Source organism: Nonlabens spongiae (assembly GCF_002117125.1).
In the GTDB taxonomy this organism is placed as follows: Bacteria; Bacteroidota; Bacteroidia; order Flavobacteriales; family Flavobacteriaceae; genus Nonlabens; species Nonlabens spongiae.
In genome coordinates this window covers 2,001,403-2,024,623 of the sequence record NZ_CP019344.1, presented here as the reverse complement: position 1 = coordinate 2,024,623, position 23,221 = coordinate 2,001,403, and the positions used below count along the sequence as shown (strand labels likewise).

Genomic DNA, 23,221 nt, shown 5'->3' with positions numbered 1-23,221 from the left:
GAATCATCATTATTTAGAGTCGTTTTAAATAAAATTTAATATGGAAAGTATCGCAAAAAGTGCTGGTGAAATCACGACTATTGAGAAGGGTTTTCAAGTGATCAGGTTCAAGACTGATGACAAGGCTTCTAAATTCTATAATGAGGTAGATTCCAAATATTTACAGTTCCATTTTTGTATGAAGGGATCCGTGCAACTGGCCTTTAATGAGGGCAGTTACAAGCTGCAGCTGGATGAACAAAACTCTTATTTGCTTTACAACCCCTCGCGTGGGCTACCCATGGATCTCACGCTCCAGAAAAACACCTGGATGATCACCGTTCTGGTTTCCATAACTAAATTTCACAGTCTATTCTCTCAAGATGCCGATCATGTGAGTTTCTTGAGTGAAGAGAATAAAGGTAAGAAGTATTACATGGACGGTAAAATTTCTCCGGCAATGGCTGTAGCGCTGCATCAATTGATGAATTACAATCTTAATGATGCGATTAAACAGCTGTATTTCAAGGGGAAATCCTATGAGCTGTTATCGCTATATTTCAACAAAGAGGAAGACGCTAATCTTGACGCCTGTCCTTTCCTTGCTGACGAAGAGAACATGCGTAAAATCAAAAAAGCCAAGGAGATTGTTGTCGAGCGCATGATCGATCCACCATCACTCAATGATCTTGCAACTGAAATAGGCCTCTCGCTCAAGAAACTCAAAGAAGGATTTAAAGAGGTATACGGTGATACGGTTCATGGCTTTGCGCTCGATCACAAAATGGATTACGCCCGCCAGTTACTAGACAGCGGTAAATACAATGTCAACGAGGTAGGCCTGAAGGTAGGCTACAGTACGGGCAGTCATTTTATAAGTGCTTTTAAGAAGAAGTACGGAACCACTCCTAAAAAATACCTTTCTGATCGTTAAATCGTGATAGCGAGCTAGATTCAGTTTTTTTGGATAAATTCCAGAATTTCCCGATAGGTTTTTTGGTTGTTGGGATTTTCTCGCAAATAGCTGCCTACGGCTTCGATAATGCGTTGAGAAGCTCCGAGTTCTTCAAATAGGAATTTGTCTTTTTTCCAAGTCTGCTCAGTTCCTACGCGCTCGCCTAATTCCTCACTTTTGAGGGTGTCGCTCTTCAGTTTCTGATAGCGCTCCGTAGCCATGGCACTTTCTAATTGTTTCAAAAGATCTCCGTAAAGTAATCGCTCAATAGGTTTAACCTGAGTGAGTTTACGTAAGATACCCGACATGTAATTCATATTGCTGAAGAACTGCACGTCATAATCATCAAGACCGCATTCCTTGAGTCGGGAGAGGTGTCTCTCTAATGCCTTCTCGCTATTGAAGGAGCCGTCTACGAGAAACTCCATTCTGGAACTCAGGATATCTTCACAAAGTGAGTTCCGTTCTGGATTTTGAGCTGTTAAGGTGAATTGCAAAAGCAGTATGGTGACAAAAAATATGGTCTTCATTATTGGTTCTTATTACTTAATGAGTAACTGCTTAAGTGCATGTTTAGTGCCAAAGGTACTTTTATTTATTACCGCTGAAAATCTTAAACTAAACTGTTTTAGATACTCTTTTAAACAACAAGAAAATAATCGCAACTTTGTTGAGAAACGTAATTATCCTTCCAAAAATAATGACTGATTTTTTCGACACCCTCATCATAGGCGGTGGAGCGGCCGGTTTCTTTACAGCTATAAATCTCGCTGAGCAAACTCAGAATCACTCCATTGCCATCTTGGAACGCGGCAAAGAGGTTTTACAAAAAGTACGCATTTCTGGCGGTGGCCGTTGCAACGTCACCCATGCCGATTTTGAGCCACGCAGCCTGTCAACTAACTATCCACGTGGGGAGCGGGAATTACTTGGCCCATTTCACACCTTCATGACGGGTGACACGGTGTCCTGGTTTGAGGATAGGGGCGTAGAACTTAAAATTGAAGATGATGGGCGCATGTTCCCAGTTTCAGACTCATCACAATCGATTATTGATTGTTTTTTATCGCTTTCGCGAAAGCATAAAATTCAAATAAAAACAAGCGAAAACGTCATCTCGATTTCAAAAGAAGATCAATTATGGGAGGTCTCGACTAAGTCTAAGGTTTATCAAGCCAAAAATCTTGTCGTAACCGCAGGCAGCAATCCCAAAGTTTGGGAAATGATGGAAATCTTAGGCCATACAGTTTCTCCAGCAGTTCCCTCACTATTTACATTCAATGCCGTTGATAAAAAATTGATGGAACTGGCTGGTATCTCTTTAGAAGCACGTGTTGAAGTGCCACTTCTTAAACTGGAATCCAGCGGGCCGTTGTTAATTACTCACTGGGGTTTTTCAGGCCCTGCGATCTTAAAAATGAGCGCTTGGGGAGCCCATAAATTGAATGAAGTGGATTACAAATTTGATCTTGTGATCAATTGGTTGAACCATATCGATCAGGCAATATGCTATCAAACCCTCATCGCAAAACGTAAATCCAGTAAAAGAAAAGTGTTGAACGACGGACCGTTTGATCTTCCCAAACGACTCTGGGAATATTTAATTCAAACCGCCGAGCTTGCTGAGTCCACTTGGGCCGATTGCAGCAATAAAAAACTAGAGGTACTGGCCAAAACACTAACCGCTTCGGTATTTAAAATCAATGGTAAAAGTACTTTCAAGGAAGAATTTGTGACCGCCGGCGGTGTGGACTTAAAAGAAATCAATTTCAAGAATTTTGAATCAAAAAGGCATGAGAATCTCTATCTCGCTGGTGAAGTTCTTAACATTGATGCCATCACCGGCGGCTTTAATTTTCAGAATGCCTGGACGGGAGGGTGGATGATCGCTAGGAGAATTGCAGATGTCAATTCTTGGTAAAATTTAAACATTCATTCTCCGTGTCGAGACATGCCAACACAAATAGTTTGCATGTCAGCTACAAAAAAAAATCTCCAACACTAACATGCCAAGTTTTGGTCTTGGCATGTTTGGTTGATAACGAGAAATATGAAAGCTGTCTGCAAAATTTATAAATCTGTCCATTGTATAGAGAGATGTCAATACAAATAGTTTGCATGTCAGCTGCAAAAAAAAATCTCCAACGCTAACATGCCAAGTTTTGGGCTTGGCATGTTTTGAAAATCTTTCAATCTCTCAATCGGTTTCGTGAAAATCTGTAGGGCTTTTTGCACATTTGAGAGTCTTCTTAGGTCATTTTTCGTAATTTGTGAAATTCAAAAAATATCACCTTGAACAAGAAAACCATTTTAATGATCCTCGATGGCTGGGGAATTACGCAAGATCCAGAAGTAAGTGCCATCGCACAGGCGAATACTCCTTTCATTGACTCGCTTTATGAGAAATATCCACATGCCACGTTGCGCACTGACGGTGAGAACGTAGGTCTTCCAGAGGGGCAAATGGGGAACAGCGAGGTAGGTCACATGAACCTCGGTGCCGGTCGTATCGTTTATCAGGATCTGGCTAAAATCAACAAAGCTGTTAAGGAGAATACGCTTAAAAATGAGAAGGTGCTGGAGGAGGCTCTCGCTTTCGCGAAAGCGGAATCAAAAAAAATCCACTTCTTAGGCTTAGTCTCAGACGGTGGTGTTCATGCTCATATAAACCATCTCAAAGCTTTGCTCGACGTTGCAGAAAATGCGGGAGTTCAAAATGTATTAGTTCATGCGTTTACTGACGGTCGTGATGTAGACCCTAAATCTGGAAAGGGATTTATTCAAGATCTTGAAAGTCACATGAAGGGATCTCACGCCCAGCTCGCGAGCGTAGTAGGGCGCTATTATGCCATGGATCGGGACCAACGCTGGGAACGTGTGGCAAAAGCATACAATCTAATCGTAAATGGCCTGGGTGCGCCTACTCATGATGCCGTAGCGAGCATTCAAAAAAGTTATGATGATGGTAAAACCGATGAATTTATCGAGCCTATTGTGGTGCTCAACGGTTCAGAACCTGTTGCAACTATAGAAGATGGTGATGTGGTGATCTTCTTTAATTACCGTACAGATCGCGGCCGTGAGCTGACACAAATGCTGTCGCAAAATGATTACCACGAGCAAAATACCCACAAGTTAGATCTGCATTACGTAACGATGACCAAATATGATGACAGTTTTGAGGGAATTCAAGTGATTTTTGAAAAAGACAATCTTAAAAATACTCTTGGCGAGGTACTCTCTAAAGCCGGTAAAAGGCAGATACGTATTGCAGAAACGGAGAAATATCCGCACGTGACTTTCTTTTTTAATGGAGGTCAGGAAGATCCTTTCAGCGGTGAGAATCGAATCATGTGCAACTCGCCCAAAGTAGCTACTTACGATTTGCAACCTGAAATGAGTATAGACTGCGTTGCAGACAGCATCGTCCCTAAAATCAATGAACATGCCGCAGATTTTATCTGTCTCAATTTTGCCAATCCCGACATGGTAGGTCATACAGGATCTATGGAAGCGGCTGTAGCTGCCTGTGAAGCAGTGGATACGGCAGCCAAGAAAGTGATTACCGCTGCTCAAGAAAATGAGTATAGCGTCATCGTGATCGCAGATCATGGAAACTGTGAGGTAATGAAGAATCCTGATGGGAGTATGAATACGGCTCACACGACTAATCCAGTACCTATTATTCTGGTTGATAAAGAATTGAAACAGGTGAAAGATGGGATTTTGGGAGATATTGCACCTACGATTTTAAAGTTAATGGGAATACAACAACCCGAGGAGATGACGCAAAAACCTTTACTTTAGTCCTTCTAAATGAAAAAATGATGAAGAAAATTTTGATGATACTTGCCGCAGCGGCTGTTGTAGGATGTGGAACCCAGGAGAAAACGACCTCAGCAACAACGCCACGCATGGAACAAACCCGCAATCAACAACCTGTGCCTCCCGCACCTCCCAAACCACCTAAGAATATGGATTTGCCAGCACAGAAAGACGCTTCAGGAAACTTAAGTGGGATCCAGAACAAATCGGCTTTTATGTATCAGCCTTTTGCTACTTGGTTTACGCCTCGTTATGATAGCTACAATCCAGATGCTGAAATAGTAAGTGCTATAGAGGAAAATCTTGAAGGTGTTGAGATAAGAGCTTATATGGGAACCTGGTGTGGTGATTCCAAAAGAGAGACACCTAAATTCTACAAGTTATTGGATCAAGCCAATTATGATCTGGACGATTTAACCATGATCACCGTAGATCGTTCTAAAAGAAAACCAGAAGATCTTGTTTCGGGCTACAATATCATGAGAGTGCCTACCTTTATTTTTTATAAAGATGGTGAGGAAATAGGGCGTTATGTAGAACGTCCTAGAGAGTCTTTGGAAAAAGATATTTTAAAGATTGTTTCAGGACAAGAGTACAAACACTCATATGAAAATTAGAAGTATAATTTTATAATCGAAAAGGAGGGAAGTGAAAACTTCCCTTTTTTTGTATGACAGATGAAGACTTTTGCCCGTAATACATTTTTCGAACTCGCTGTTCTGCTTTGCTGGTTGGCGACCTTTGCCATTGGTTACAAAGCCTTTTTATTTCAAGACGATGTGCTAACGGTTTCTTTGATGGGAGCCTTTAATTCTAGCGTTAATCTTATCATCGGTGTAATAACGATGTTGATGCCGTTAGGACTTTTCCTTACCGTAAAAAAAGGCAAATTATGGTTTGCTGGTACTCTTATCATATTTACGGTTTTTTGTTTGCTAGACGTCAGTAGACTTACTCCTTATTTCATTTGTTATCTGAGTTTGTTTTTAATTGCAAATGTGTTCAGGAATGATCCAGGGCAGCTCGAGAAAGGCCTCATCGTGCTGTTGGTAACTGTGTATTTATTTAGTGGACTCAATAAATTTAATGATCAGTTTCATGAGCGTATTTTACCACTAGTCTGGTTTCATTCTTTACCATTTCAACCTTCTAAGGGTATAGGCTATCTGGTTGCTGCCAGTGAAATTATGTTTGGGCTGCTCCTCTTATTCAAAAGAACTCGAAAACTGGCTTGCACACTTTTGATCTTTATGCATGTGGTTTTGCTGTGGAAATTAAGTCCATTTAAATGGAACTGGAATGCTATTGTGTATCCTTGGAATTTCGCAATGATGGCCGTGCTTGTATTTCTTTTCAGATCTAGTGTTTCTTTCTATGGCGAAAGTCTAACCCCCAAGCTTAAAACGCTGGCTATATTGCTGTTTGTAGTACCCGCTCTCAGTTACGTAGATGTACTTCCTGATAATCTAGGATATAAGCTTTATTCGGGTAATTGGTACGCGCCAGACTTTAAGATCAATAAAAAATTACCACTTTTTCAGGATTATGATAAAAGCATGAGAGAAAATGAATCGATTCTGAATCCTATGTTTTACAGTATTCAGGAAAGAGCTCTTGCTGTAAGTCCAGAGATTTGGGTTTTTGAACGTATAGCAAGAAATATAGAGGTCAAATACGGCACACAAGTAACAATAAAACCAAATCATGAACTAAGTAAACCTTCAAGATAAATTCAGTCTTTTCACTGAGCAGTGGACTCCTAAAATCATTGGAGAACTAAACGGTCAGCAGGTCAAGCTTGCCAAGCTCAAAGGAGAGTTTGTGTGGCATGCTCATGAAAATGAGGATGAATTATTCATGGTCATCACAGGCCAGTTGAGCATGAAATTATGAGATAATAAGATCGAACTCAACGAGGGTAATATTTCCATCGTGCCTAAAGGAGTGAAACACAAACCAGTTGCCAGAGAAGACGTTCATGTTTTACTCTTTGAGCCAGCAAAAATCAAGCATACAGGCGATGTGCAATATGAATTGACTAAAGATCAGCTGAATTGGATTTAGCTGATACTTCTTAAAAAAAATTCACTCTGAACGCGACGATGGGAGCTTCCCGATAATTATCGGGACAGAGTCTCCATCTCAATATCTCCATTTTTTAAATACCTTTAGTCATGAAATAAGAGATGCTGTCCCGACAGCTGTAAGGGAGTCGCTCTGCCCCTCCAGCATGATAAAACAGGATTTAATTTCTCAACTCCTCGAGCGCATCTCTCAGCGCAGAAAAGCTGGGCGTGCGTTCGGTAAATGCAGCTCTTAGTTGTTCTTTTTCTGCTTCATTTGCTCCTATCTGTTCCAGCATGTTAGTCAGGTGCATTTTCATGTGACCCGCCTGAATTCCTGAGGTGACTAGAGAATGTAACGCTGCAAAATTTTGAGCCAGTCCGCAAACCGCCGTGATGCGCATTAGATCCCTGGCATCGGGTTGTCCCAAGATCTGTAAAGCCAGTTTTGATAAGGGATGTAGAGAAGTCAAGCCGCCAACCGTTCCCAGTGCCAGCGGGAACTCTCCTTCAAAAATGAACGTGTCGCCGTCAATTCTAGCGCTGGTAAGCGATCGGTACTGACCATCACGAGCGGCGTAGGCATGAACCCCAGCTTCCACGGCTCTAAAATCGTTACCAGTCGCGATGACCACCGCATCGATCCCGTTCATGATTCCTTTATTGTGCGTCACAGCGCGGTAAGGCTCTTCGGTAGCGATTTTTACTGCGCGCACAAATTTTCTGGCAAAATTAGTCCCATAAACCCCATTAATGATTCCCAACTCCTCAAACGTACAAGAAACGCTGGCTTTTACTGTGCAATCTGGTACGTAATTACTCAAGATGCTCATCACAACTTCTGGTGGCGCGGCAGAAAATCCTTGATATTCCCGAGCTTTGGTGCGCAAGGTGGTGGCAAACTGCTCCAGCATGGTGTTGATGTAGTTGGCACCCATCGCGTCACGCGTGTCAAATGTTGCGTGAAGCTGGTAGTAGCCTGCGATGCTTTTGGTTTTGTCCACCAGTTCCAGCGTGAGCAAACCGCCTCCTCTAGATTTCATGCTGCCGTTTATGGTTTCAGTAGATTGTAGGAGTTCCGCTTTCGCGAAAGCGTAAAAAGCTTCCATCTCACTTGTCAGGCCATCATAGGTGAGGTGCACTTGACCTACCTTGGTTGTGCCTTTTATTTCTGTTTTGAAGCCGCCTCGATCCTGCCAAAACTTGGCTGCCTTGCTCGCCGCGGCCACCACGCTGCTTTCCTCGATCGCCATGGGGATCGTGTAGACTTCACCGTCGATGATGAAGTTGGGAGCCAGTCCAAAAGGAAGGTAGAAGTTTGAAATCGTATTCTCACTAAAGCTGTCGTGCAAATCCTGCAGTTTCTGGTCATCATTCCAGTACTGTTCCAGCATTTTGCGGGCATTTAAATCACCCTGAAGCAGGTTTTTTGTGAGCCAGTCTATTTTTTGGGGCTTGTTGAGTTTTGAAAAACCGGTAACGGTGGTGGACATACAGTTTACTTTAAAGGGTAAAGATACAAAGTCAGACCTTGAAGATGTGCTTGCATTTCTAGCTGAAAGCAGCGGTATATTGGCTTTTTTTTAGTAAAATTGGCATCCTACGTTATAAAATCATTAAATGAATAAAAAGAGCGTCATTTTTTTGTGTTTTCTGCTGGTTCAAGCTTTGCTGATCGCACAAAAGAATATTACGGTAGAGGATATTTATACTGGTGAGTTCCGCACGCAGGGATTGCAATCGCTACGATCCATGAACAATGGAAAAGAATACCTCGTTTTAAACTACAACGCAGACCGTACCCAATCCATTGATAAATACAGTTACCTGACCGGTGAGAAAACGGGTACGCTGGTAAGCAGTTCTGAGCTGGAATTGCCCATAAGAAACTACAGCCTGAGTGATGATGAGCAACAAATCATGATCGTATCGCAACGTCAGCCCATTTTTAGGCGCAGTGCTAATTCCATGGTTCATATTTATGACCTCAAAACTAAAAAGCTCACTCAACTAAGTGATAATCTGGTGCGCAGCGCAGCATTCTCACCAGACGGTAAAAGGGTTGCTTATGTTTACGAGAACAATCTCTATTACAAAGACTTGCAGAGCGGGAACACTGTTCAGGCAACAAACGATGGGGAGATCAATAAATTGATCAACGGTGTGAGCGACTGGGTTTATGAAGAGGAATTTGCCATCGTGCGCGCCTATCAATGGAGTCCAGACAGCAAACAGATTGCTTTTCTTTCTTTTGACGAGAGTGAGGTTCCAGAATTTTCCATGGATGTTTACGGCAGTGATCTTTATCAGTATCCCTACGTGTTCAAATATCCTAAGGCTGGAGAGAAGAATGCCGTGGTCGGGTTGCATGTTTATGATTTGCTTTCGCGAAAGCGTAAAGAAATAAACCTCAATCGCAACGAAGAGTTTTACGTAGCGAGAATCAACTACAATCCTGATGGCCGCCTAGCTGCGCAGGTTTTGAATCGTCACCAAAATGTACTGGACTTCTATTATGTAGATCAGGATGGTAATGCAGAAATTGCCTTTACCGAAGAAGACGCCGCTTATGTAGATGTAACCGATGACCTTACTTTTTTAGAAGATGGAAGCTTCTTGTGGACGAGTGAAAAGGATAATTACCGCCACATATATCTTTACGATAAAGACGGAAAGGAAAAGCGTCAGATCACAAGCGGCGATTGGGATGTAACCAGCTATTATGGCTATGATCCAAAATCAAAGCGCATTTACTTTCAAAGCACGGAAGATGGCAGTATCAATCGTGGGATCTATTCTATTTCTTTAAAAGGAAAGAAAAAGCGCAAACTGAATAATGAGATAGGGAGCAACTCAGCTTCTTTCAGTAATGACTTCTCTTATTATATCAACACCTACAGCAGCGCTACCACGCCACCAGTTTACACGTTAAATGATGCTAAGGACGGCAAAAGACTGCGTGAGATTCAAAATAATAATGCGCTATTGAGCAAAATGGAATCGTACAAGCTTTCAGAAAAAGAGTTCAGTACGATCGCAGTTAATGGAAATGACCTCAATATGTGGATGATGAAGCCTCTCGATTTTGACGCTTCAAAAGAATATCCGGTGCTCATGTTTCAATACAGTGGTCCTGGTTCACAGCAAGTGAGTAACAGCTGGTACGGTGCAAATGATTACTGGCACAGTATGCTTGCTAATGACGGCTACATTGTCGTATGTGTAGACGGTCGTGGTACGGGCTATAAAGGAGCCGATTTCAAAAAGGTCACTCAGAAAGAGCTGGGTAAATATGAAGTAGAAGACCAGATTGCCGCGGCGCAAAAGTTAGGTGCAATGGATTATATAGATGCTGATCGCATAGGAATATGGGGGTGGAGTTACGGTGGTTTTATGAGTTCTAACTGTATTTTGAAAGGTGCAGATACCTTCTCTACAGCTATCGCGGTTGCACCAGTGACTAACTGGAGGTATTACGATACGATCTATACTGAGCGCTATATGACCACTCCACAAGAGAACGCGAGTGGTTATGACGAGAACAGTCCCATTAACCACGTTGAGAAACTAAAAGGGAAATACCTATTGATCCACGGTAGTGCAGACGATAACGTTCACGTGCAAAACACCATGCAAATGATCGAGGCACTGGTACAAGCCAATAAGCAATTTGACTGGGCAATCTATCCAGACAAAAACCACGGTATTTACGGTGGTAATACCCGCATTCATCTTTTTAATAAGATGACTGACTTCATCAAAGAAAATCTATAAATTAAATATATGGACGATACTCAATTTACAAATGACGTGGTCGATAATGAGAAGGAATTAGACGCCTTGATTGGACCTCAGGCTTTTGGTCACCCAAAAGGACTCTTTTATCTGTTCTTTGCGGAATTGTGGGAAAGATTTTCATTCTATGGAATGAGAGCTTTACTGGTACTCTACATGACCAAGGAACTATTATTTGATGATACCATGAGTTATGGTATTTATGCAGCCTATGGTTCATTAGTTTATGCTACACCCTTGATAGGAGGTTATATAGCAGATAAATTAATAGGGTATAGAAAATCCATCATGCTAGGTGGTATTCTCATGGCATTAGGTCACTTTGTTCTTTCGATCGAGCATCCAGTTTTCTTTTACGGGTCACTTGCATTATTAATTGTTGGGAATGGACTTTTTAAGCCTAATATTTCCTCGATGGTAGGTGGGCTTTATAAGGAGGGCGATAATAGGCGTGATGCAGGTTTTACTATCTTCTACATGGGAATAAATCTAGGAGCTTTCATAGCGCCTTTGATATGTGGATATCTAGGTGAGGAGTTTGGTTGGCATTATGGTTTCGGTTTAGCTGGTATAGGTATGCTCGTTGGTTTAATATTTTTTTATAGAGGAACAAAGGATAATGTTTTTGGTGATATAGGACTGCCTCCTAGTCAAGAGTTGTATGAAAAGAAAACACTTGGACTAAACATGGGAAACATGATTACGGTTCTATCTTTTATAGCTGTGCCAATTTTTGCCATTATAGTATGGCAGTATGAGTACGAATCATATTTGGTTTACCTATTGTCAGCTGTAATTCTCGGAGTGGTAATTTATATCATGACCACCGTAAGTGCTGTTGAACGTGGACGTTTAATTGTAATCGTCTATTTCACAATTCTTGCCTCACTTTTTTGGGCTATTTTTGAACAGGCAGGAAGTTCACTTACAACTTTTGCAGATAGGAATGTTGAACTTTCGCTGTTGAGTGCTTCACAAACAAATAGTATTAACCCTGGATTTATAATATTACTTGCTATTCCTTTTTCTTGGATGTGGACCAAATTAAGTGCTGCAAGAAAAAATCCTAGCTCACCTGTTAAATTTGGTATAGGTCTGGCGCTGCTAGGCCTTGGGTTTTTGATTTTTGCCCTATCAGCTCAGAGCGCTGATTCTAACGCTCTTACTCCCATGAGTTATTTAGTTATAGGTTATGGTGTTTTGACTATAGGTGAACTGTTCTTATCCCCAATAGGGTTGTCTAAGGTATCCGAACTTTCGCCGGCTAAATTTGTTTCATTTCTTCTAGGTGTTTGGTTCCTTAGTAGTTTTTATGGGCACTTCTTTGCTGGAGGAATTGCTAAATTGACAAGCTCTGAAAAAGGCAGTGAAAACATTTTTGCTAGTGGATTTTTTGGTGATATTGTGGAATCCGTAACTGGAATGACTCAATCTGGTGCTGAAGCTGCTGGGGATTCATTTTCTCAACTCTACAGCTATGTAAGTGTTTATGCAAGTTTTGGTGTTATAACTATTGCTGTAGGTTTATTTGCAATTCTCATATCACCTATTATGAAAAAACTCATGCACGGAATCCGCTAATTCTAGGTTAGGATTTTTACTAAAACGCACCACTTCGGTGCGTTTTTTGTTTCTAGGATAGCCATTACTTTTGCATTATGAAAAAGATCTTGATTGTTTTTCTTTTGTTTTCGGGTGTGTGCTTTGGTCAGGTGCAGTGGATGTCCATGAACGATGCGCTGGAGGCTCAGAAACAGGAACCACGCAAAATTCTTTTAAAGGCTTACACAGACTGGTGTTCTGTATGTAAGTGGATGGAGAAGCACGCTTTCGCGAAAGCGGAAATAGCACAGTTCATTAATGAAAATTACTATCCCGTCGCCTTCAATGCAGAAGGTGATGAACAAATTATCTACAAGGGAAAGGCCTACGGGAATCCCAACAAAAAACGTAACTACCGCTCACAAAACGAGTTTGCCGAGTTGCTTAATATTATAGAATATCCCACTCTGGTATTCTTTGATGAAAAGGGTGAGATGATCAATCCCGTTCCCGGTAAAATGGACTCCCGCAAGCTGGAGATCTATATTACCATGTTGCTTGATGACACCTACAAGTCCATCAATACGGGTAAAAAATGGCGTGATTATCAGCGCGATTTTGAGTACCAGCTACAGGGATAAAAGCCGTTTCAGAAAAGCTGATGAGCTGCTTTCCAAAACGGCATTTCATAAGATAAGCTACCTAAATTTTGAAAGACAGCACTGGCAAGTTTGAGTGCTGTGCGATACTTTCAGCAATACTACCATTGAAGAAATAATCTGCACCTTTGCGAGCGTGCGTGCTTACTGCGACTAGATCTATGTCGTGCTGATCAGCATAAGACAGTACGCCCGCCTCGATGGAATAATCGTTCACGCTTTTCACTTGCTCTGGACCACCAGCATGAGCAAACTCTTCTACGCGTTCGTTAAAGTCGGTATCGCTTAGAAAGGAGCTGTCTGGCCTATTAACATATACCGTCTCGTGATCGCAGTCCAGCATGTCAAATAGGGTCTTTGCCTTTTTATAGGCTGGAATACTCTCCAAGCTGAGATCTGTTGCTATGACCGCTTTCGCGAAAGCGAAATCCTGACCTTCTTTAACGACCAGAACGGGCGTCTCGCTGTTTCTAACCATGCGGGCCGTATTTGATCCCGTTCCAAAAAATCCAGTTTCTCTAGATTTACCTCGCGAGCCCATGATGATGAGATCTGCGTGTATGTCCTTAGCAATGCTATCCACCTCAGCATAGACTTTGTGGTGTTTTACTACTGCCTCAACTTCAACTCCTTTCAAGTAGTCTTTGTCCAGAAAAGGTCCAAATTGCTTCTGAGCGAGCTGCAGCAAGAATAACATCTCGTTATCACGTCCAGAGGAACTGGAGGACGAGATGATGCTATCAGACAGTTCCAGCATGTGCAATACGTGAAGTTTTGCGCCAAATTTTTGAGCCAGCACAGCACCAGCTTTTAAGGCGTTTTCAGAGAACGCTGAGAAGTCTACGGGAATGATAATATGTTTCATGATGATTGAATTTTCTACTGTAAAAGTAGAGAAACGGTATCACCACGCAGCTGACAAAAGTCAGGTTTTAAGTTTTTAATTGAGAATAAGCGGATAGTCGATGTCCAGAATGCTAAGAAACTTAGTTTCAGCGTAATTTGTTGTAACCAGTTGTTTCAACGCGGCAAATTCCCTGCGGTCAAAAACCAGGACAAGATTTTGCTGACTGGTATGTATGGGGATGGGGCGTTTTTTGTTTTCGGCAGTGTCGCTATCGAGCCAGTAATCCTCACATACATCATTGAGGTAGTTAGCAAATTTTTTGAGTTTAGAACGATCAAATTTGAACTCGAAGTTGGAAAAAGTCAGCGTGAAACATTTACAATCCCTACAAAACTTAAGGCTGCCGAAAGAATTTTGAGCGTGAGTTTCAACATTGCTGTACTGCATAGTTCAATTATTTACTCTTATTATCTGATCTCGTTCTAAATAGACAGTGCAAAAATAACTAATTTTATTCAGTCTAAATAACGATATGTAAAACTTTTGTTTGGATTGGTTATAGATAGTTTTCTTGATATCAGTTTATCAGGCTCTTAAAAGCTTGTTTTTATTTATTCTATTTATAAAGAGTTGGTTTTCAATTATTTATAACAATTCCATCACCTATGTTTATTATCTTAGAGTAAAATTCAGAAATTATGGCTATCAGATTAGGAAATAACTGCGAGAACTGCTCTAACTTACAATCAGGAAATAAATGTGCTGTTCACGATGTAATCGTGGGCAATCAGTATACGTGTAACAGCTTCAATATGCGAGCTGGTCTAGACAATGATCACGATTGTACAAGTTGCGCGAGATTTAAAAGTGAATCATGCCCACACCCTCAAAAAGCTGCAGAAGGCATGCTTTGTGAAGCCTGGGCTCCAGCAAAAGTTAATGCATAGAAGATTTATTTGATTTTAATATCTTAAACCACGACGCGAGTCGTGGTTTTTTGTTTGAAACGATAACATTTATTCCAAAGTAGGTTAATAATTACTAACCACTAATATCACCTATCAATATTACAAAATCGACCGAGAATGCCAAGAAGAAGGCTTTGCATGTTAATACTGATGTGCTTTTAGGAAGATGACATGCCAACTATCCGTGTTAGCATGTCAAGGTACAAAATTCATATCGATTAGCTACTCTTCAAACCCCTCAACCGCAACTGCAAACTTCTCACACCTTGCCACTCGTTCAGGTCTAGTGAGTAGGCGATATCAAACCGCTTACCGTCGGTGATCAGGTCGCAATCCTTTCCTAAATTAAAGCCTATCGCATCAAAGGCAGTGCTAGAACTCTTATTCTTTGCCACCCTGATTTTTAAGTGGTCTTCACTTTCCCCTACACACTTTCCAAAACCGGTGTCCACCACCTTTTCCGTCATAAATACGGGTCGCATATTACCCGGGCCAAAAGGTGCCATTTGTTCTAGAATTCGGTAGAACTTAGGTGTAATGGCTTCCAGTGGGAGTCGCGCGTCAATCTTAATTTCTGGAATAGTATGCTGGTTTTGAATAGTGGCACAAACCACTTCTTCAAAGCGTTGCTTGAACAGTTTGTAATTGCTTTCTTCCAAAGTCAATCCAGCTGCATATTTATGGCCCCCAAATTGCTCGATAAATTCCGAGCACTGCTCCAAGGCATTATACACATCAAACCCTGAAACACTGCGCGCACTGGCAGCAAGTTTGTTCCCACTTTTAGTAAAAACCAGCGTAGGTCGATAATAAGTTTCTGTAAGCCTTGAAGCGACGATTCCTATCACGCCTTTATGCCAATTCTCATCATACACCACGGTCGTAGAGCGCTCTTCCTCTCTGTTTTCGGTAATTTGATCGAGCGCCTCTAAGGTAATGCTACGATCCGTATCTCGACGGTCCTGATTATAGGCCTCAATTTCTGCTGCAAATGTGCGAGCTTGTTCAATATCGGTAGAGGTTAGAAGATTCACCGCGTGCAAACCATGTTTCATACGGCCAGCCGCATTGATGCGTGGGGCGATGATGAAAACCACATCGGTAATGGTGAGTTTACCCTTGTTTTTGAGTTGGTCGATAATCGCTTTGAATCCTGCACGAGTCTCATCGTTGATGACCTGCAAACCATGAAAAGCTAAAATTCTGTTTTCGCCTGTGATCGGTACGATGTCAGCACCTACAGCGGTAGCCACAAGATCCAGATAAGGCAACAACATTTCAAATTCCCAGTCGTTTTCCTGTACGATGGCTTGACATAACTTAAAACCAACACCACAGCCGCAGAGTTCTTTATAGGGGTAATTACAGTCGTTTCTTTTTGGATCCAATACGGCAACCGCATCTGGAATTTCTTTCCCAGGACGGTGGTGATCGCAGATAATAAAGTCGATGCCTTTATCTTTCGCGTAAGCGATCTTATCAATAGCCTTGATCCCACAATCCAGCGCGATGATCAGAGTCATCTCGTTGTCATGCGCAAAGTCGATGCCCTGATAGCTCACGCCATAACCCTCTGCATACCGGTCTGGAATATAGCTGGAAACATTGGGGTAAAAACTTTGTAAAAAAGTGGTCATGAGCGCCACGCTGGTGGTGCCATCTACATCGTAATCGCCATAAACCAGTATGTTCTCGTTGTTGCCCACGGCAGTGAGAATGCGTTTCACCGCAGCAGCCATGTCCTTCATCAAGAAAGGGTCGTGGAGCTCGTTAAGGGAAGGTCTGAAAAAGGATCTCGCTTTCGCGAAAGCGTCCACACCACGTTGCACCAGCAAACCAGCCAGATTCTCGTCTATACCGAGTTCTGAGGCTAATTTTTGAGTCTTTTCGGGATCAGGTGGTGGTTGTAGAGTCCAGCGCATAGCATTGCAATTTACAACAGAATTTATGCAGGTTTGAAACCAAGACTCGCCGGTTGTTCACCTTTCATGGGTTTCATGAGAATGCGGGTATGCGGTAGGCTGTCTGGGTAGTTTTCTTGAATGAAAGTAATCATTTTTTCTCTGATGAAAACCCGCAAATCCCAAGCAGTAGGGGAGTTGCGTGCACTTACTAAAATACGTACCTCGACCGTAGATTCATTAGAGTCGGTAACCTGAAGGACGTTTGTCTGCCCGTCCCAAAGATCTGCGGTTCCCAGTAGTCGAGTAAGTTCTTTGCGTAAAGCATCAAACGGAATCGTATAATCTGTGTATAGAAAAACCGTTCCTACAATATCGGCACTGGTCTTAGTCCAGTTCTGAAAAGGCTTTTCCAAAAAATAGGAGGAAGGCAGTACCAGGCGTCGCTTATCCCAGATGCGCACCACCACATAGGTAAGGTTGATTTCTTCGATCCAGCCCCATTCACCTTCTACCACCACCGCATCATCAATACGGAAAGGTTGGGTAATCGCGATTTGCACGCCTGCCAGCAATGCACCCACGACTTTTTGTGCAGAAAGACCGAGAATGATTCCAGCTACACCAGCTGAGGCAAACATCCCCACACCAATCTCGCGTATGCTATCAAACGAGATCAAAATAAGCCCGACAGCCACTAAAATGATGATAAAAAATATGATCTTCTCAAAAACATTTACCTGAGTGTACACTTTGCGCGCATGCAGGTTGTCCTCTTGATTGATGTCAAACCGCTTTAAAATGTAGGTTTTGAAAATGCGCATGCCTACGATTAGTAAGTATGCAAAAACTACGATGATGATGTTGCGCTGTTGAGATCTAAGAATAGGGAAGTCATAGTCTACTTGATCGCTTAAATAGTCCAGAATAGGTATCAGAAATGTCGCTATTAGCAACAAGATAGCGCCTATGAATAATTTTAGAAATCGACTCATGATGCGAACTTTTTGCAGAGGTAAGCTGTAAAACTAATCACTTTATTTAGAAAGTGATGTAATCAGGTCTCGGTCAATTGCAAAACACTCGGTTCAAAGCTATGGAAATGTGCGATGCTTCTTGTAGATTTGGTTCAAGAAACGGCCTCGTAGTTCAACGGATAGAATAAGAGTTTCCTAAACTTTAGATCAAGGTTCGATTCCTTGCGAGGCTACTACTATCAACAAAGTCCTTGTTCTCAAAAAGTTTTGTGTAATTCCACACGTACAAGCTCACCATTATCGCGATACTCGATAATAAAAATTTCATCCTTAATGATTCCTACACCATTAAATTGTTTGGTTTCAATCAGATAAAATCCAGTACTGGACTTTTGCCCAGATCCTATGAGTTTGTCATTGTTGTATACTTCTACTTCTTCTGCTTCTTTTAAAACAATCCCATAGCCTTGATTGGTCTTTTGAGCATAATCAAACTTTAAAGCCGGTCGATCTGCAGTAGCGGGTTCATCGGGAAACTTTGTTTGCTGATCGTCTTCGATAGGTTGGGTTTCGGCAGAGTCAGGAATTTTAGCTTCTATAACTTCGGTAGTTGAAGCCTTTGCTTGAATTGCCTCTGGCATGGAACGTATGGTTTCACGCATGGCGGTGAAATAAGCTTTTTGATTGTCCTTTTCCCTACCGGTTCCTTTGATTGTGGAGTAAACTATTTCTCCATCACAATTTTTGAAATTCAAAATGAAACTTCTGCTTAAAATGCCGGACTCTTCAATATCCATGACGAGCGTATTACAGGCTCCTATATTCTTGTCCTGCGGTTGAACGCTAGTTGATTTAAACGCCTCATAACCTTTTTTCTTCAGCTCAAAAACGGCTAAATCATTCAATCGATACTCATTAGGCTCGTGCTGGAATTCATACTGGTTGGGAACTTCAATGTATTTATAGTCACTCAATTCTTGAGCCGATGATAAATAACAAAAGCAAATGTATATGAGGATGATGTGAACTTTCATAAGGCAGCTTATTGTTTGTAAAAATAGATTTTTTAAAGATGGCACAATAGCTTCTCGATGTCAAGTCTCTATCGAGTGCAGTTTTTAAATTCTCTTGATTGAAAAGTGTTTTTAACTGTAACTTTGATTTTTTATCGCCATACAATTCATTTTTACCCATGCAAAAGAAAGAAATACTCAAGAAATACTTCGGTTACGACAGCTTCCGGCCGTTACAGGAAGAGATCATTAATGATGTTATGGAAGGTCGCGACCTCATGGTCGTGATGCCTACGGGCGGCGGTAAGTCTATGTGTTTTCAGCTGCCATCTCTGCTCTTAAATGGATTAACTCTGGTAATTTCTCCATTGATCGCTTTGATGAAGGATCAGGTAGATGCTTTGAAACAAAACGGTATTCCTGCCGGATATTTTAATAGTTCGCAAGATTCTGCAGACCAGCAAAATATACTCCAAGAACTTGAACAAGGCACGATAAAATTGCTTTACGTGGCGCCTGAGAGTATCTCTTTGTTGAATAACTACATCAACGAGGAAAATGTTTCACTCATTGCGGTTGATGAGGCGCATTGTATTTCTACTTGGGGGCATGATTTTAGACCCGCTTATACCCAGCTTTCCTACCTGAAAAGTAATTTTCCCAAAACGGGAATTATAGCGCTCACCGCCACGGCTGATCGCGCCACTCGCGCGGACATTAAAAACCAACTCAGTATTCCGCAGGCTCGGGAATATGTGGCATCCTTTGACCGGCCTAACATTAGGCTGGACGTGCGTCCCGGCAACCAGCGTATGACCCAGATCAGGAATTTTCTGAATCATTTTTCCAAGGAGTCTGGGATTGTTTATTGCTTGAGTCGTAGTACCTGTGAAAGTCTGGCAGAGAAGCTGAAAAATTACGGTTATGCTGCTGCTGCGTACCATGCTGGAATGGATCACCGCTTTCGCGAAAGCGTGCAAGAAAAATTCATCACAGACGAGATCAAGATCGTGTGTGCAACCATCGCCTTCGGTATGGGGATCGATAAATCAAACGTGCGGTTTGTGATTCATTACAACATGCCTAAAAATATCGAAGGCTATTATCAGGAAATAGGTCGTGCTGGACGAGACGGACTGGAATCGCGTGCGCTTTTATTCCACAGTTATGCTGATGTGATCCAGCTGCGCAAATTTGCTGAAAACAGTGGTAATAGTGAGGTACAGCTGGCAAAACTGGATCGCATGAAGCAATTTGCAGAAGCCCTCACTTGCCGCAGGCGCATGTTGCTGAATTATTTTAATGAGTATCTAGAAAAAGATTGTGGCAACTGCGATGTGTGCCTAAACAAACCCGACTTTTTTGATGCAACGCTCATCGCCCAGAAAGCCCTGAGTGCCGTGTATAGAATGCAAGAACAGGCATCGCTCAATCTGTTGATTGATGTCCTGAGAGGTGCCTCAAACGCCACGGTGATGGAAAGCGGATTTATGGATATCAAAACCTATGGAGCGGGTAAGGATATCTCGTGGAGCAACTGGCAGCAGTATATCATCCAGTTGATCAATCAGGGATTGCTTGAAATTGCCTTCCACGATCAGAACAAGCTCAAACTCACGCCACAATCAGAGCAAGTACTTTTCAAACAGCAAAAAGTCATGCTGGCTGTGGTACCCACGGCAAAGGATTTTAAGAATAAGAAAAGTACAACTGCACAAGCATTACCCGATCCAGTTAAACAAGAACTTTTTGAAGTGCTAAGAAAATTGCGTTCACAAATTGCAAGTGATAAAAACCTGGCTCCTTACTTGATCTTTAGCGATGCTACACTTCAAGACATGGCGAGCCGCATACCGCTTACTGATAACGAGTTTGCAGATATCAATGGAGTAGGTTCCAGCAAACACGATCAGTACGGATCTGTTTTTCTGGATGTGACTCGTAATTTTAGAGAAAAACGTTTGGGTCCATTCGCTTACCGAACTGCTAAAGTCAGCAAACCCTCTTCCAAAAAGAAAAAACGCCGTAAAAACCCGAGCGGTTTATCAGATACCGTAATGGAAACGGTGGAAAAGTTCTGGAAAGGGTCTACTGTAAAAGAGATTGCTGAAAGTCGCTCGCTTACTGAGAGTACGATTCTCTCACACCTAGGGAAAAGATACAGAAAATTTAGGGACGTCAAAGTACAATCTTTTATTGAAGAGATAGATCTTGAAAAACTGGATCAGCTCTGGAAAATCCATAAAGAGACTAATTCTATCAAGCCTATTTATGAGGCTTTTGATGGAAAAGTGGATTATGGTAGGCTAAGACTCGCTATAGATGTGTTAGAAGGGGATCATATTTTTACATCACCATGAATAATTTAGAACCTGGCTATTTCGGCATCGGTATTTTAAACGGTAAAACTCCAGAGAACCTAGGTGTTTTGTGGCGTAGTGCGCAGAATCTAGGAGCTAGTTTCATCTTTACTATTGGCAATCGATATGCAAAGCAGGCTAGCGACACACACAACGCCGTAGCGGCGCTCCCATATTTCCATTATAAAACTTTTGATGAATTCTATGCACACCTTCCCAAAGGAGCTATGCTCGTAGGCATCGAGCTGGTAGATGAGGCTGTTTTACTGGAAGATTTTGTTCACCCACGTAACTGCGTCTATCTTCTGGGCGCAGAAGATCATGGTTTAAGCAATGAAGCCATAAATCGATCACACCACCTTTTAAAATTTGAGACGCCTCGCAGTTTAAATGTTTCTGTAGCTGGCAGTATCGTAATGTACGATCGTAGCGTGAAAGGAAGTCAGCCCTATATCGCAGGTCGCCCCAAAAGTGCTTTTTAGGTTACTAAACTGTAAATAATTCAAAATAAGTGTATTGTTAGGTCTTTATATGCTGCAATTAGTCTACTTTTGGACTTTAATTTACATTTTATTACAATGAAAGAAGGTACCGTTAAATTTTTCAATGAGTCAAAAGGTTTTGGCTTTATCGTTGAAGATGGAACAAATCAAGACTGCTTCGTGCACGTAACTGGACTTATCGATGAGGTAAGAGAAGGCGACAAAGTAGAGTACGAAGAAAAAGAGGGTAAGAAAGGAATGAACGCTGTTAACGTAAGAGTTATCCAGTAATTTATTACATATATTTTTTATTCAATGAAAAACCCGATCATCGCGATCGGGTTTTTTGTACAAAAAACTCCCGCTAGATTTCTAGCGGGAGTTTTAATATTTATATGTAAACTGAATTACTTAATACCTAATTCAGCTTTAACGTCAGGAGTAAGGTCATAGCCATCTGCCATGATGATTCCAGTTCCCGTGGTTGAATCAAGAACGTAATCAAAACCTTTTGCACGAGCTACTTTGAAGATAGCATCCTTTACTTTTTGATAAAGTGGCTTTAAAAGGTCTACTCGTTTTTGAGCCATCGCTTCTTGAGACTTTTGGTAGTAGTCTTGAAGCTTTTCTTGACCTTGAAGAATTTCAGTACGTACACGCTCGTTTTCCTCATCTGTTTTATTAGGAGCCTCTCGCTGTGCATTCTGGAAACGAGTCTGGATCTCACGATCCATCTCTGCTAGCTTAGTATCGTAGTTTTTTGCCAGTTTCTTCAACTGCTTCTCAGCAGCTATGGCATCTGGAAGTGCCTCCACAAGCTCTTGAGAAGCTACGTGACATACTTTTGAAGGTGTTGCCTGAGCGTTAACAGCAGTTGATCCTGCAAATACTAAAGCTATAGCGGCAATTAAATTTCTTACTTGTTTCATTTTCTTTTTTTGTTAATCCTAGTCTATATTAAAATGGTTGCAAAGATAAGGGCTGTATACTTACTTCACTGATTCATTATTGATTGTTCTCTCGTTCTTCTTCTTTCTTTTGCCGCGCAGCTTCACGAGCAGCTTTGATACTGTCCCGGCGACGCTGTATTTCTTTTTTTCTAGCTTCATATGAAGCCCTTTTTGCAGCTTGAAGTGAATCGCGTCTTCTTAACTTTTCTTCACGGGCATTGAGCACTTTTTGTTGTTGTTCCTCCTTTGCCTTTTCTTTCTCCTCACGTGCTTCAGCTTCTTCAACATTTAAATACGGCTCATCAAGCTCTTTCTTAGCGTCTTCTCTAGCCTGTCTGGCCTCTGGTCCACTTTTTCCTGCGCGTTCCAGATTTTTGATAACAAGGTCGCTTATGTCGTGACGCTCAGCGGCAAACAACAAGTTAGCCTCTTCAGCATTCATCACATAGTCATATTTTCTTGCCTCGCTAATCTTTTGCACCTCATTGAATACCTGATCCTGGACCGGCTGTATGAGCTGTTGTTGTTGAAGAATGTAATCTCCTTGTGAACCAAATCTTTTTTGCTGGTAAGCAGCGAGCTCCTCTTTCTTGAGCTGGATATCCTCTTCTTTTTCCTCGATCAACTCTTTGGTAAGCAATACCCGCTCGTTTTTGAGCTGATCTTCCATCTTATCTATTTCTGCCTGCATAGCATCCATTTCACGCTTCCAGCCATCAGCTTTTCGACCTAGCAGTTGGACTGCTTTTTTATATTCAGGTGATGCTTCGATGATACGGTCCATGTCTATGTAAGCGACTCTTGCTCCTCGTTGCGCTTTCGCGAAAGCGAGACCAAAAATCACCACCGCGACGGTCAAAAATTGCTTTGTTTTTATCATACGACTCAATATTTGAAATAATCGT

The 23,221-nt window shown here is 41.8% G+C and carries 22 protein-coding genes and 1 tRNA gene; 14 read left to right on the top strand and 9 right to left on the bottom strand.

What is annotated here, in order from left to right; translation table 11 throughout:
- The first annotated feature begins 40 nt into the window (after positions 1 to 40).
- Positions 41 to 913, top strand: a complete 873-nt coding sequence (locus BST97_RS09365; RefSeq protein WP_085766988.1) for a helix-turn-helix transcriptional regulator — start codon at positions 41 to 43, stop codon at positions 911 to 913.
- 20 nt (positions 914 to 933) lie between these two features.
- Here the strand turns inward: BST97_RS09365 and BST97_RS09360 are convergent, their stop codons facing one another.
- Entirely contained in the window at positions 934 to 1,464 is a 531-nt protein-coding gene (locus BST97_RS09360; protein WP_157111587.1) for a hypothetical protein, read from the bottom strand.
- A gap of 170 nt (positions 1,465 to 1,634) precedes the next feature.
- On the opposite strand from BST97_RS09360, the gene BST97_RS09350 reads away from it, so the two are divergent.
- From BST97_RS09350 to BST97_RS16315, 5 genes are all read left to right on the top strand, one after another.
- Complete coding sequence (locus BST97_RS09350) at positions 1,635 to 2,855, top strand: BaiN/RdsA family NAD(P)/FAD-dependent oxidoreductase (RefSeq protein WP_085766985.1); 1,221 nt, start codon at positions 1,635 to 1,637, stop codon at positions 2,853 to 2,855.
- Positions 2,856 to 3,226: 371 nt separating this feature from the next.
- On the top strand, positions 3,227 to 4,741 hold the full coding sequence (gpmI, locus tag BST97_RS09345) for a 2,3-bisphosphoglycerate-independent phosphoglycerate mutase (protein WP_085766984.1): 1,515 nt from the start codon (positions 3,227 to 3,229) through the stop codon (positions 4,739 to 4,741).
- 17 nt (positions 4,742 to 4,758) lie between these two features.
- Positions 4,759 to 5,376 carry a thioredoxin family protein gene (locus tag BST97_RS09340; RefSeq protein WP_245833521.1) on the top strand — a complete coding sequence of 206 codons (618 nt, stop codon included), beginning with the start codon at positions 4,759 to 4,761 and terminating at the stop codon, positions 5,374 to 5,376.
- Positions 5,377 to 5,436: 60 nt separating this feature from the next.
- Positions 5,437 to 6,489 carry a MauE/DoxX family redox-associated membrane protein gene (locus BST97_RS16140; RefSeq protein ID WP_085766983.1) on the top strand — a complete coding sequence of 351 codons (1,053 nt, stop codon included), beginning with the start codon at positions 5,437 to 5,439 and terminating at the stop codon, positions 6,487 to 6,489.
- A 202-nt stretch (positions 6,490 to 6,691) separates the two neighbouring features.
- Positions 6,692 to 6,823, top strand: a complete 132-nt coding sequence (locus BST97_RS16315) for a cupin domain-containing protein (RefSeq protein ID WP_317043407.1) — start codon at positions 6,692 to 6,694, stop codon at positions 6,821 to 6,823.
- A 181-nt stretch (positions 6,824 to 7,004) separates the two neighbouring features.
- On the opposite strand, the gene BST97_RS09325 is transcribed toward BST97_RS16315, so the two are convergent.
- Positions 7,005 to 8,315: a hydroxymethylglutaryl-CoA reductase, degradative gene (locus tag BST97_RS09325; RefSeq protein ID WP_085766982.1), complete on the bottom strand. Its 1,311-nt coding sequence runs from the start codon at positions 8,313 to 8,315 to the stop codon at positions 7,005 to 7,007.
- A 127-nt stretch (positions 8,316 to 8,442) separates the two neighbouring features.
- On the opposite strand from BST97_RS09325, the gene BST97_RS09320 reads away from it, so the two are divergent.
- From BST97_RS09320 to BST97_RS09310, 3 genes are all read left to right on the top strand, one after another.
- A complete protein-coding gene (locus BST97_RS09320) occupies positions 8,443 to 10,596 on the top strand; it encodes a S9 family peptidase (RefSeq protein ID WP_085766981.1) in 2,154 nt (717 codons plus the stop codon).
- A 9-nt stretch (positions 10,597 to 10,605) separates the two neighbouring features.
- Positions 10,606 to 12,198, top strand: coding sequence for a peptide MFS transporter (locus BST97_RS09315; RefSeq protein ID WP_157111585.1), 1,593 nt, complete (start codon positions 10,606 to 10,608; stop codon positions 12,196 to 12,198).
- 77 nt (positions 12,199 to 12,275) lie between these two features.
- Positions 12,276 to 12,800 carry a thioredoxin family protein gene (locus BST97_RS09310; RefSeq protein ID WP_085766979.1) on the top strand — a complete coding sequence of 175 codons (525 nt, stop codon included), beginning with the start codon at positions 12,276 to 12,278 and terminating at the stop codon, positions 12,798 to 12,800.
- Between the two features lie 61 nt (positions 12,801 to 12,861).
- Here BST97_RS09310 and BST97_RS09305 read toward each other — a convergent pair whose 3' ends face one another.
- Entirely contained in the window at positions 12,862 to 13,683 is an 822-nt protein-coding gene (locus tag BST97_RS09305; protein WP_085766978.1) for a universal stress protein, read from the bottom strand.
- A 75-nt stretch (positions 13,684 to 13,758) separates the two neighbouring features.
- Entirely contained in the window at positions 13,759 to 14,112 is a 354-nt protein-coding gene (locus BST97_RS09300; protein ID WP_085766977.1) for a DUF6686 family protein, read from the bottom strand.
- A 251-nt stretch (positions 14,113 to 14,363) separates the two neighbouring features.
- On the opposite strand from BST97_RS09300, the gene BST97_RS09295 reads away from it, so the two are divergent.
- Positions 14,364 to 14,612 carry a hypothetical protein gene (locus BST97_RS09295; RefSeq protein WP_085766976.1) on the top strand — a complete coding sequence of 83 codons (249 nt, stop codon included), beginning with the start codon at positions 14,364 to 14,366 and terminating at the stop codon, positions 14,610 to 14,612.
- A 239-nt stretch (positions 14,613 to 14,851) separates the two neighbouring features.
- Here the strand turns inward: BST97_RS09295 and recJ are convergent, their stop codons facing one another.
- Both recJ and BST97_RS09285 read right to left on the bottom strand, forming a co-directional pair.
- Entirely contained in the window at positions 14,852 to 16,555 is a 1,704-nt protein-coding gene (gene recJ, locus BST97_RS09290) for a single-stranded-DNA-specific exonuclease RecJ (protein WP_085766975.1), read from the bottom strand.
- A 23-nt stretch (positions 16,556 to 16,578) separates the two neighbouring features.
- Positions 16,579 to 17,529: a mechanosensitive ion channel family protein gene (locus tag BST97_RS09285; protein ID WP_085766974.1), complete on the bottom strand. Its 951-nt coding sequence runs from the start codon at positions 17,527 to 17,529 to the stop codon at positions 16,579 to 16,581.
- A gap of 143 nt (positions 17,530 to 17,672) precedes the next feature.
- Between BST97_RS09285 and BST97_RS09280 the strand changes: the two genes are divergently transcribed.
- Positions 17,673 to 17,744 (top strand) — tRNA-Arg (locus BST97_RS09280).
- A gap of 24 nt (positions 17,745 to 17,768) precedes the next feature.
- Here BST97_RS09280 and BST97_RS09275 read toward each other — a convergent pair.
- Positions 17,769 to 18,545, bottom strand: a complete 777-nt coding sequence (locus tag BST97_RS09275) for a hypothetical protein (protein WP_157111583.1) — start codon at positions 18,543 to 18,545, stop codon at positions 17,769 to 17,771.
- 158 nt (positions 18,546 to 18,703) lie between these two features.
- Here BST97_RS09275 and recQ point away from each other — a divergent pair, with 158 nt between their 5' ends.
- From recQ to BST97_RS09255, 3 genes are all read left to right on the top strand, one after another.
- The gene (gene recQ, locus BST97_RS09265) at positions 18,704 to 20,884 is read left to right on the top strand and encodes a DNA helicase RecQ (RefSeq protein WP_085766971.1); all 2,181 of its coding nucleotides are present in this window, start codon (positions 18,704 to 18,706) and stop codon (positions 20,882 to 20,884) included.
- Positions 20,875 to 21,366, top strand: coding sequence for an RNA methyltransferase (locus tag BST97_RS09260; protein ID WP_157111581.1), 492 nt, complete (start codon positions 20,875 to 20,877; stop codon positions 21,364 to 21,366). The genes recQ and BST97_RS09260 overlap by 10 nt, the downstream gene beginning before the upstream one ends.
- Positions 21,367 to 21,462: 96 nt before the next feature.
- The gene (locus BST97_RS09255; RefSeq protein WP_085766969.1) at positions 21,463 to 21,657 is read left to right on the top strand and encodes a cold-shock protein; all 195 of its coding nucleotides are present in this window, start codon (positions 21,463 to 21,465) and stop codon (positions 21,655 to 21,657) included.
- Positions 21,658 to 21,773: 116 nt separating this feature from the next.
- Here BST97_RS09255 and BST97_RS09250 read toward each other — a convergent pair whose 3' ends face one another.
- Positions 21,774 to 22,295 (bottom strand): OmpH family outer membrane protein, encoded by a 522-nt coding sequence (locus BST97_RS09250; RefSeq protein WP_085766968.1) that lies wholly within the window; start codon positions 22,293 to 22,295, stop codon positions 21,774 to 21,776.
- A 76-nt stretch (positions 22,296 to 22,371) separates the two neighbouring features.
- Positions 22,372 to 23,196 (bottom strand): OmpH family outer membrane protein, encoded by an 825-nt coding sequence (locus BST97_RS09245; protein WP_157111579.1) that lies wholly within the window; start codon positions 23,194 to 23,196, stop codon positions 22,372 to 22,374.
- Between the last annotated feature and the right edge of the window lie 25 nt (positions 23,197 to 23,221).

Bases quoted from the DNA above. Each gene is read 5' to 3' on its own strand.
- BST97_RS09365 (WP_085766988.1), top strand. From the start codon at position 41: ATGGAAAGTATCGCAAAAAGTGCTGGTGAAATCACGACTATTGAGAAG.
- BST97_RS09360 (WP_157111587.1), bottom strand. From the start codon at position 1,464: ATGAAGACCATATTTTTTGTCACCATACTGCTTTTGCAATTCACCTTA.
- BST97_RS09350 (WP_085766985.1), top strand. From the start codon at position 1,635: ATGACTGATTTTTTCGACACCCTCATCATAGGCGGTGGAGCGGCCGGT.
- BST97_RS09340 (WP_245833521.1), top strand. From the start codon at position 4,759: ATGATGAAGAAAATTTTGATGATACTTGCCGCAGCGGCTGTTGTAGGA.
- BST97_RS16140 (WP_085766983.1), top strand. From the start codon at position 5,437: ATGAAGACTTTTGCCCGTAATACATTTTTCGAACTCGCTGTTCTGCTT.
- BST97_RS09325 (WP_085766982.1), bottom strand. From the start codon at position 8,315: ATGTCCACCACCGTTACCGGTTTTTCAAAACTCAACAAGCCCCAAAAA.
- BST97_RS09320 (WP_085766981.1), top strand. From the start codon at position 8,443: ATGAATAAAAAGAGCGTCATTTTTTTGTGTTTTCTGCTGGTTCAAGCT.
- BST97_RS09315 (WP_157111585.1), top strand. From the start codon at position 10,606: ATGGACGATACTCAATTTACAAATGACGTGGTCGATAATGAGAAGGAA.
- BST97_RS09310 (WP_085766979.1), top strand. From the start codon at position 12,276: ATGAAAAAGATCTTGATTGTTTTTCTTTTGTTTTCGGGTGTGTGCTTT.
- BST97_RS09305 (WP_085766978.1), bottom strand. From the start codon at position 13,683: ATGAAACATATTATCATTCCCGTAGACTTCTCAGCGTTCTCTGAAAAC.
- BST97_RS09300 (WP_085766977.1), bottom strand. From the start codon at position 14,112: ATGCAGTACAGCAATGTTGAAACTCACGCTCAAAATTCTTTCGGCAGC.
- BST97_RS09295 (WP_085766976.1), top strand. From the start codon at position 14,364: ATGGCTATCAGATTAGGAAATAACTGCGAGAACTGCTCTAACTTACAA.
- recJ (WP_085766975.1), bottom strand. From the start codon at position 16,555: ATGCGCTGGACTCTACAACCACCACCTGATCCCGAAAAGACTCAAAAA.
- BST97_RS09285 (WP_085766974.1), bottom strand. From the start codon at position 17,529: ATGAGTCGATTTCTAAAATTATTCATAGGCGCTATCTTGTTGCTAATA.
- BST97_RS09275 (WP_157111583.1), bottom strand. From the start codon at position 18,545: ATGAAAGTTCACATCATCCTCATATACATTTGCTTTTGTTATTTATCA.
- recQ (WP_085766971.1), top strand. From the start codon at position 18,704: ATGCAAAAGAAAGAAATACTCAAGAAATACTTCGGTTACGACAGCTTC.
- BST97_RS09255 (WP_085766969.1), top strand. From the start codon at position 21,463: ATGAAAGAAGGTACCGTTAAATTTTTCAATGAGTCAAAAGGTTTTGGC.
- BST97_RS09250 (WP_085766968.1), bottom strand. From the start codon at position 22,295: ATGAAACAAGTAAGAAATTTAATTGCCGCTATAGCTTTAGTATTTGCA.
- BST97_RS09245 (WP_157111579.1), bottom strand. From the start codon at position 23,196: ATGATAAAAACAAAGCAATTTTTGACCGTCGCGGTGGTGATTTTTGGT.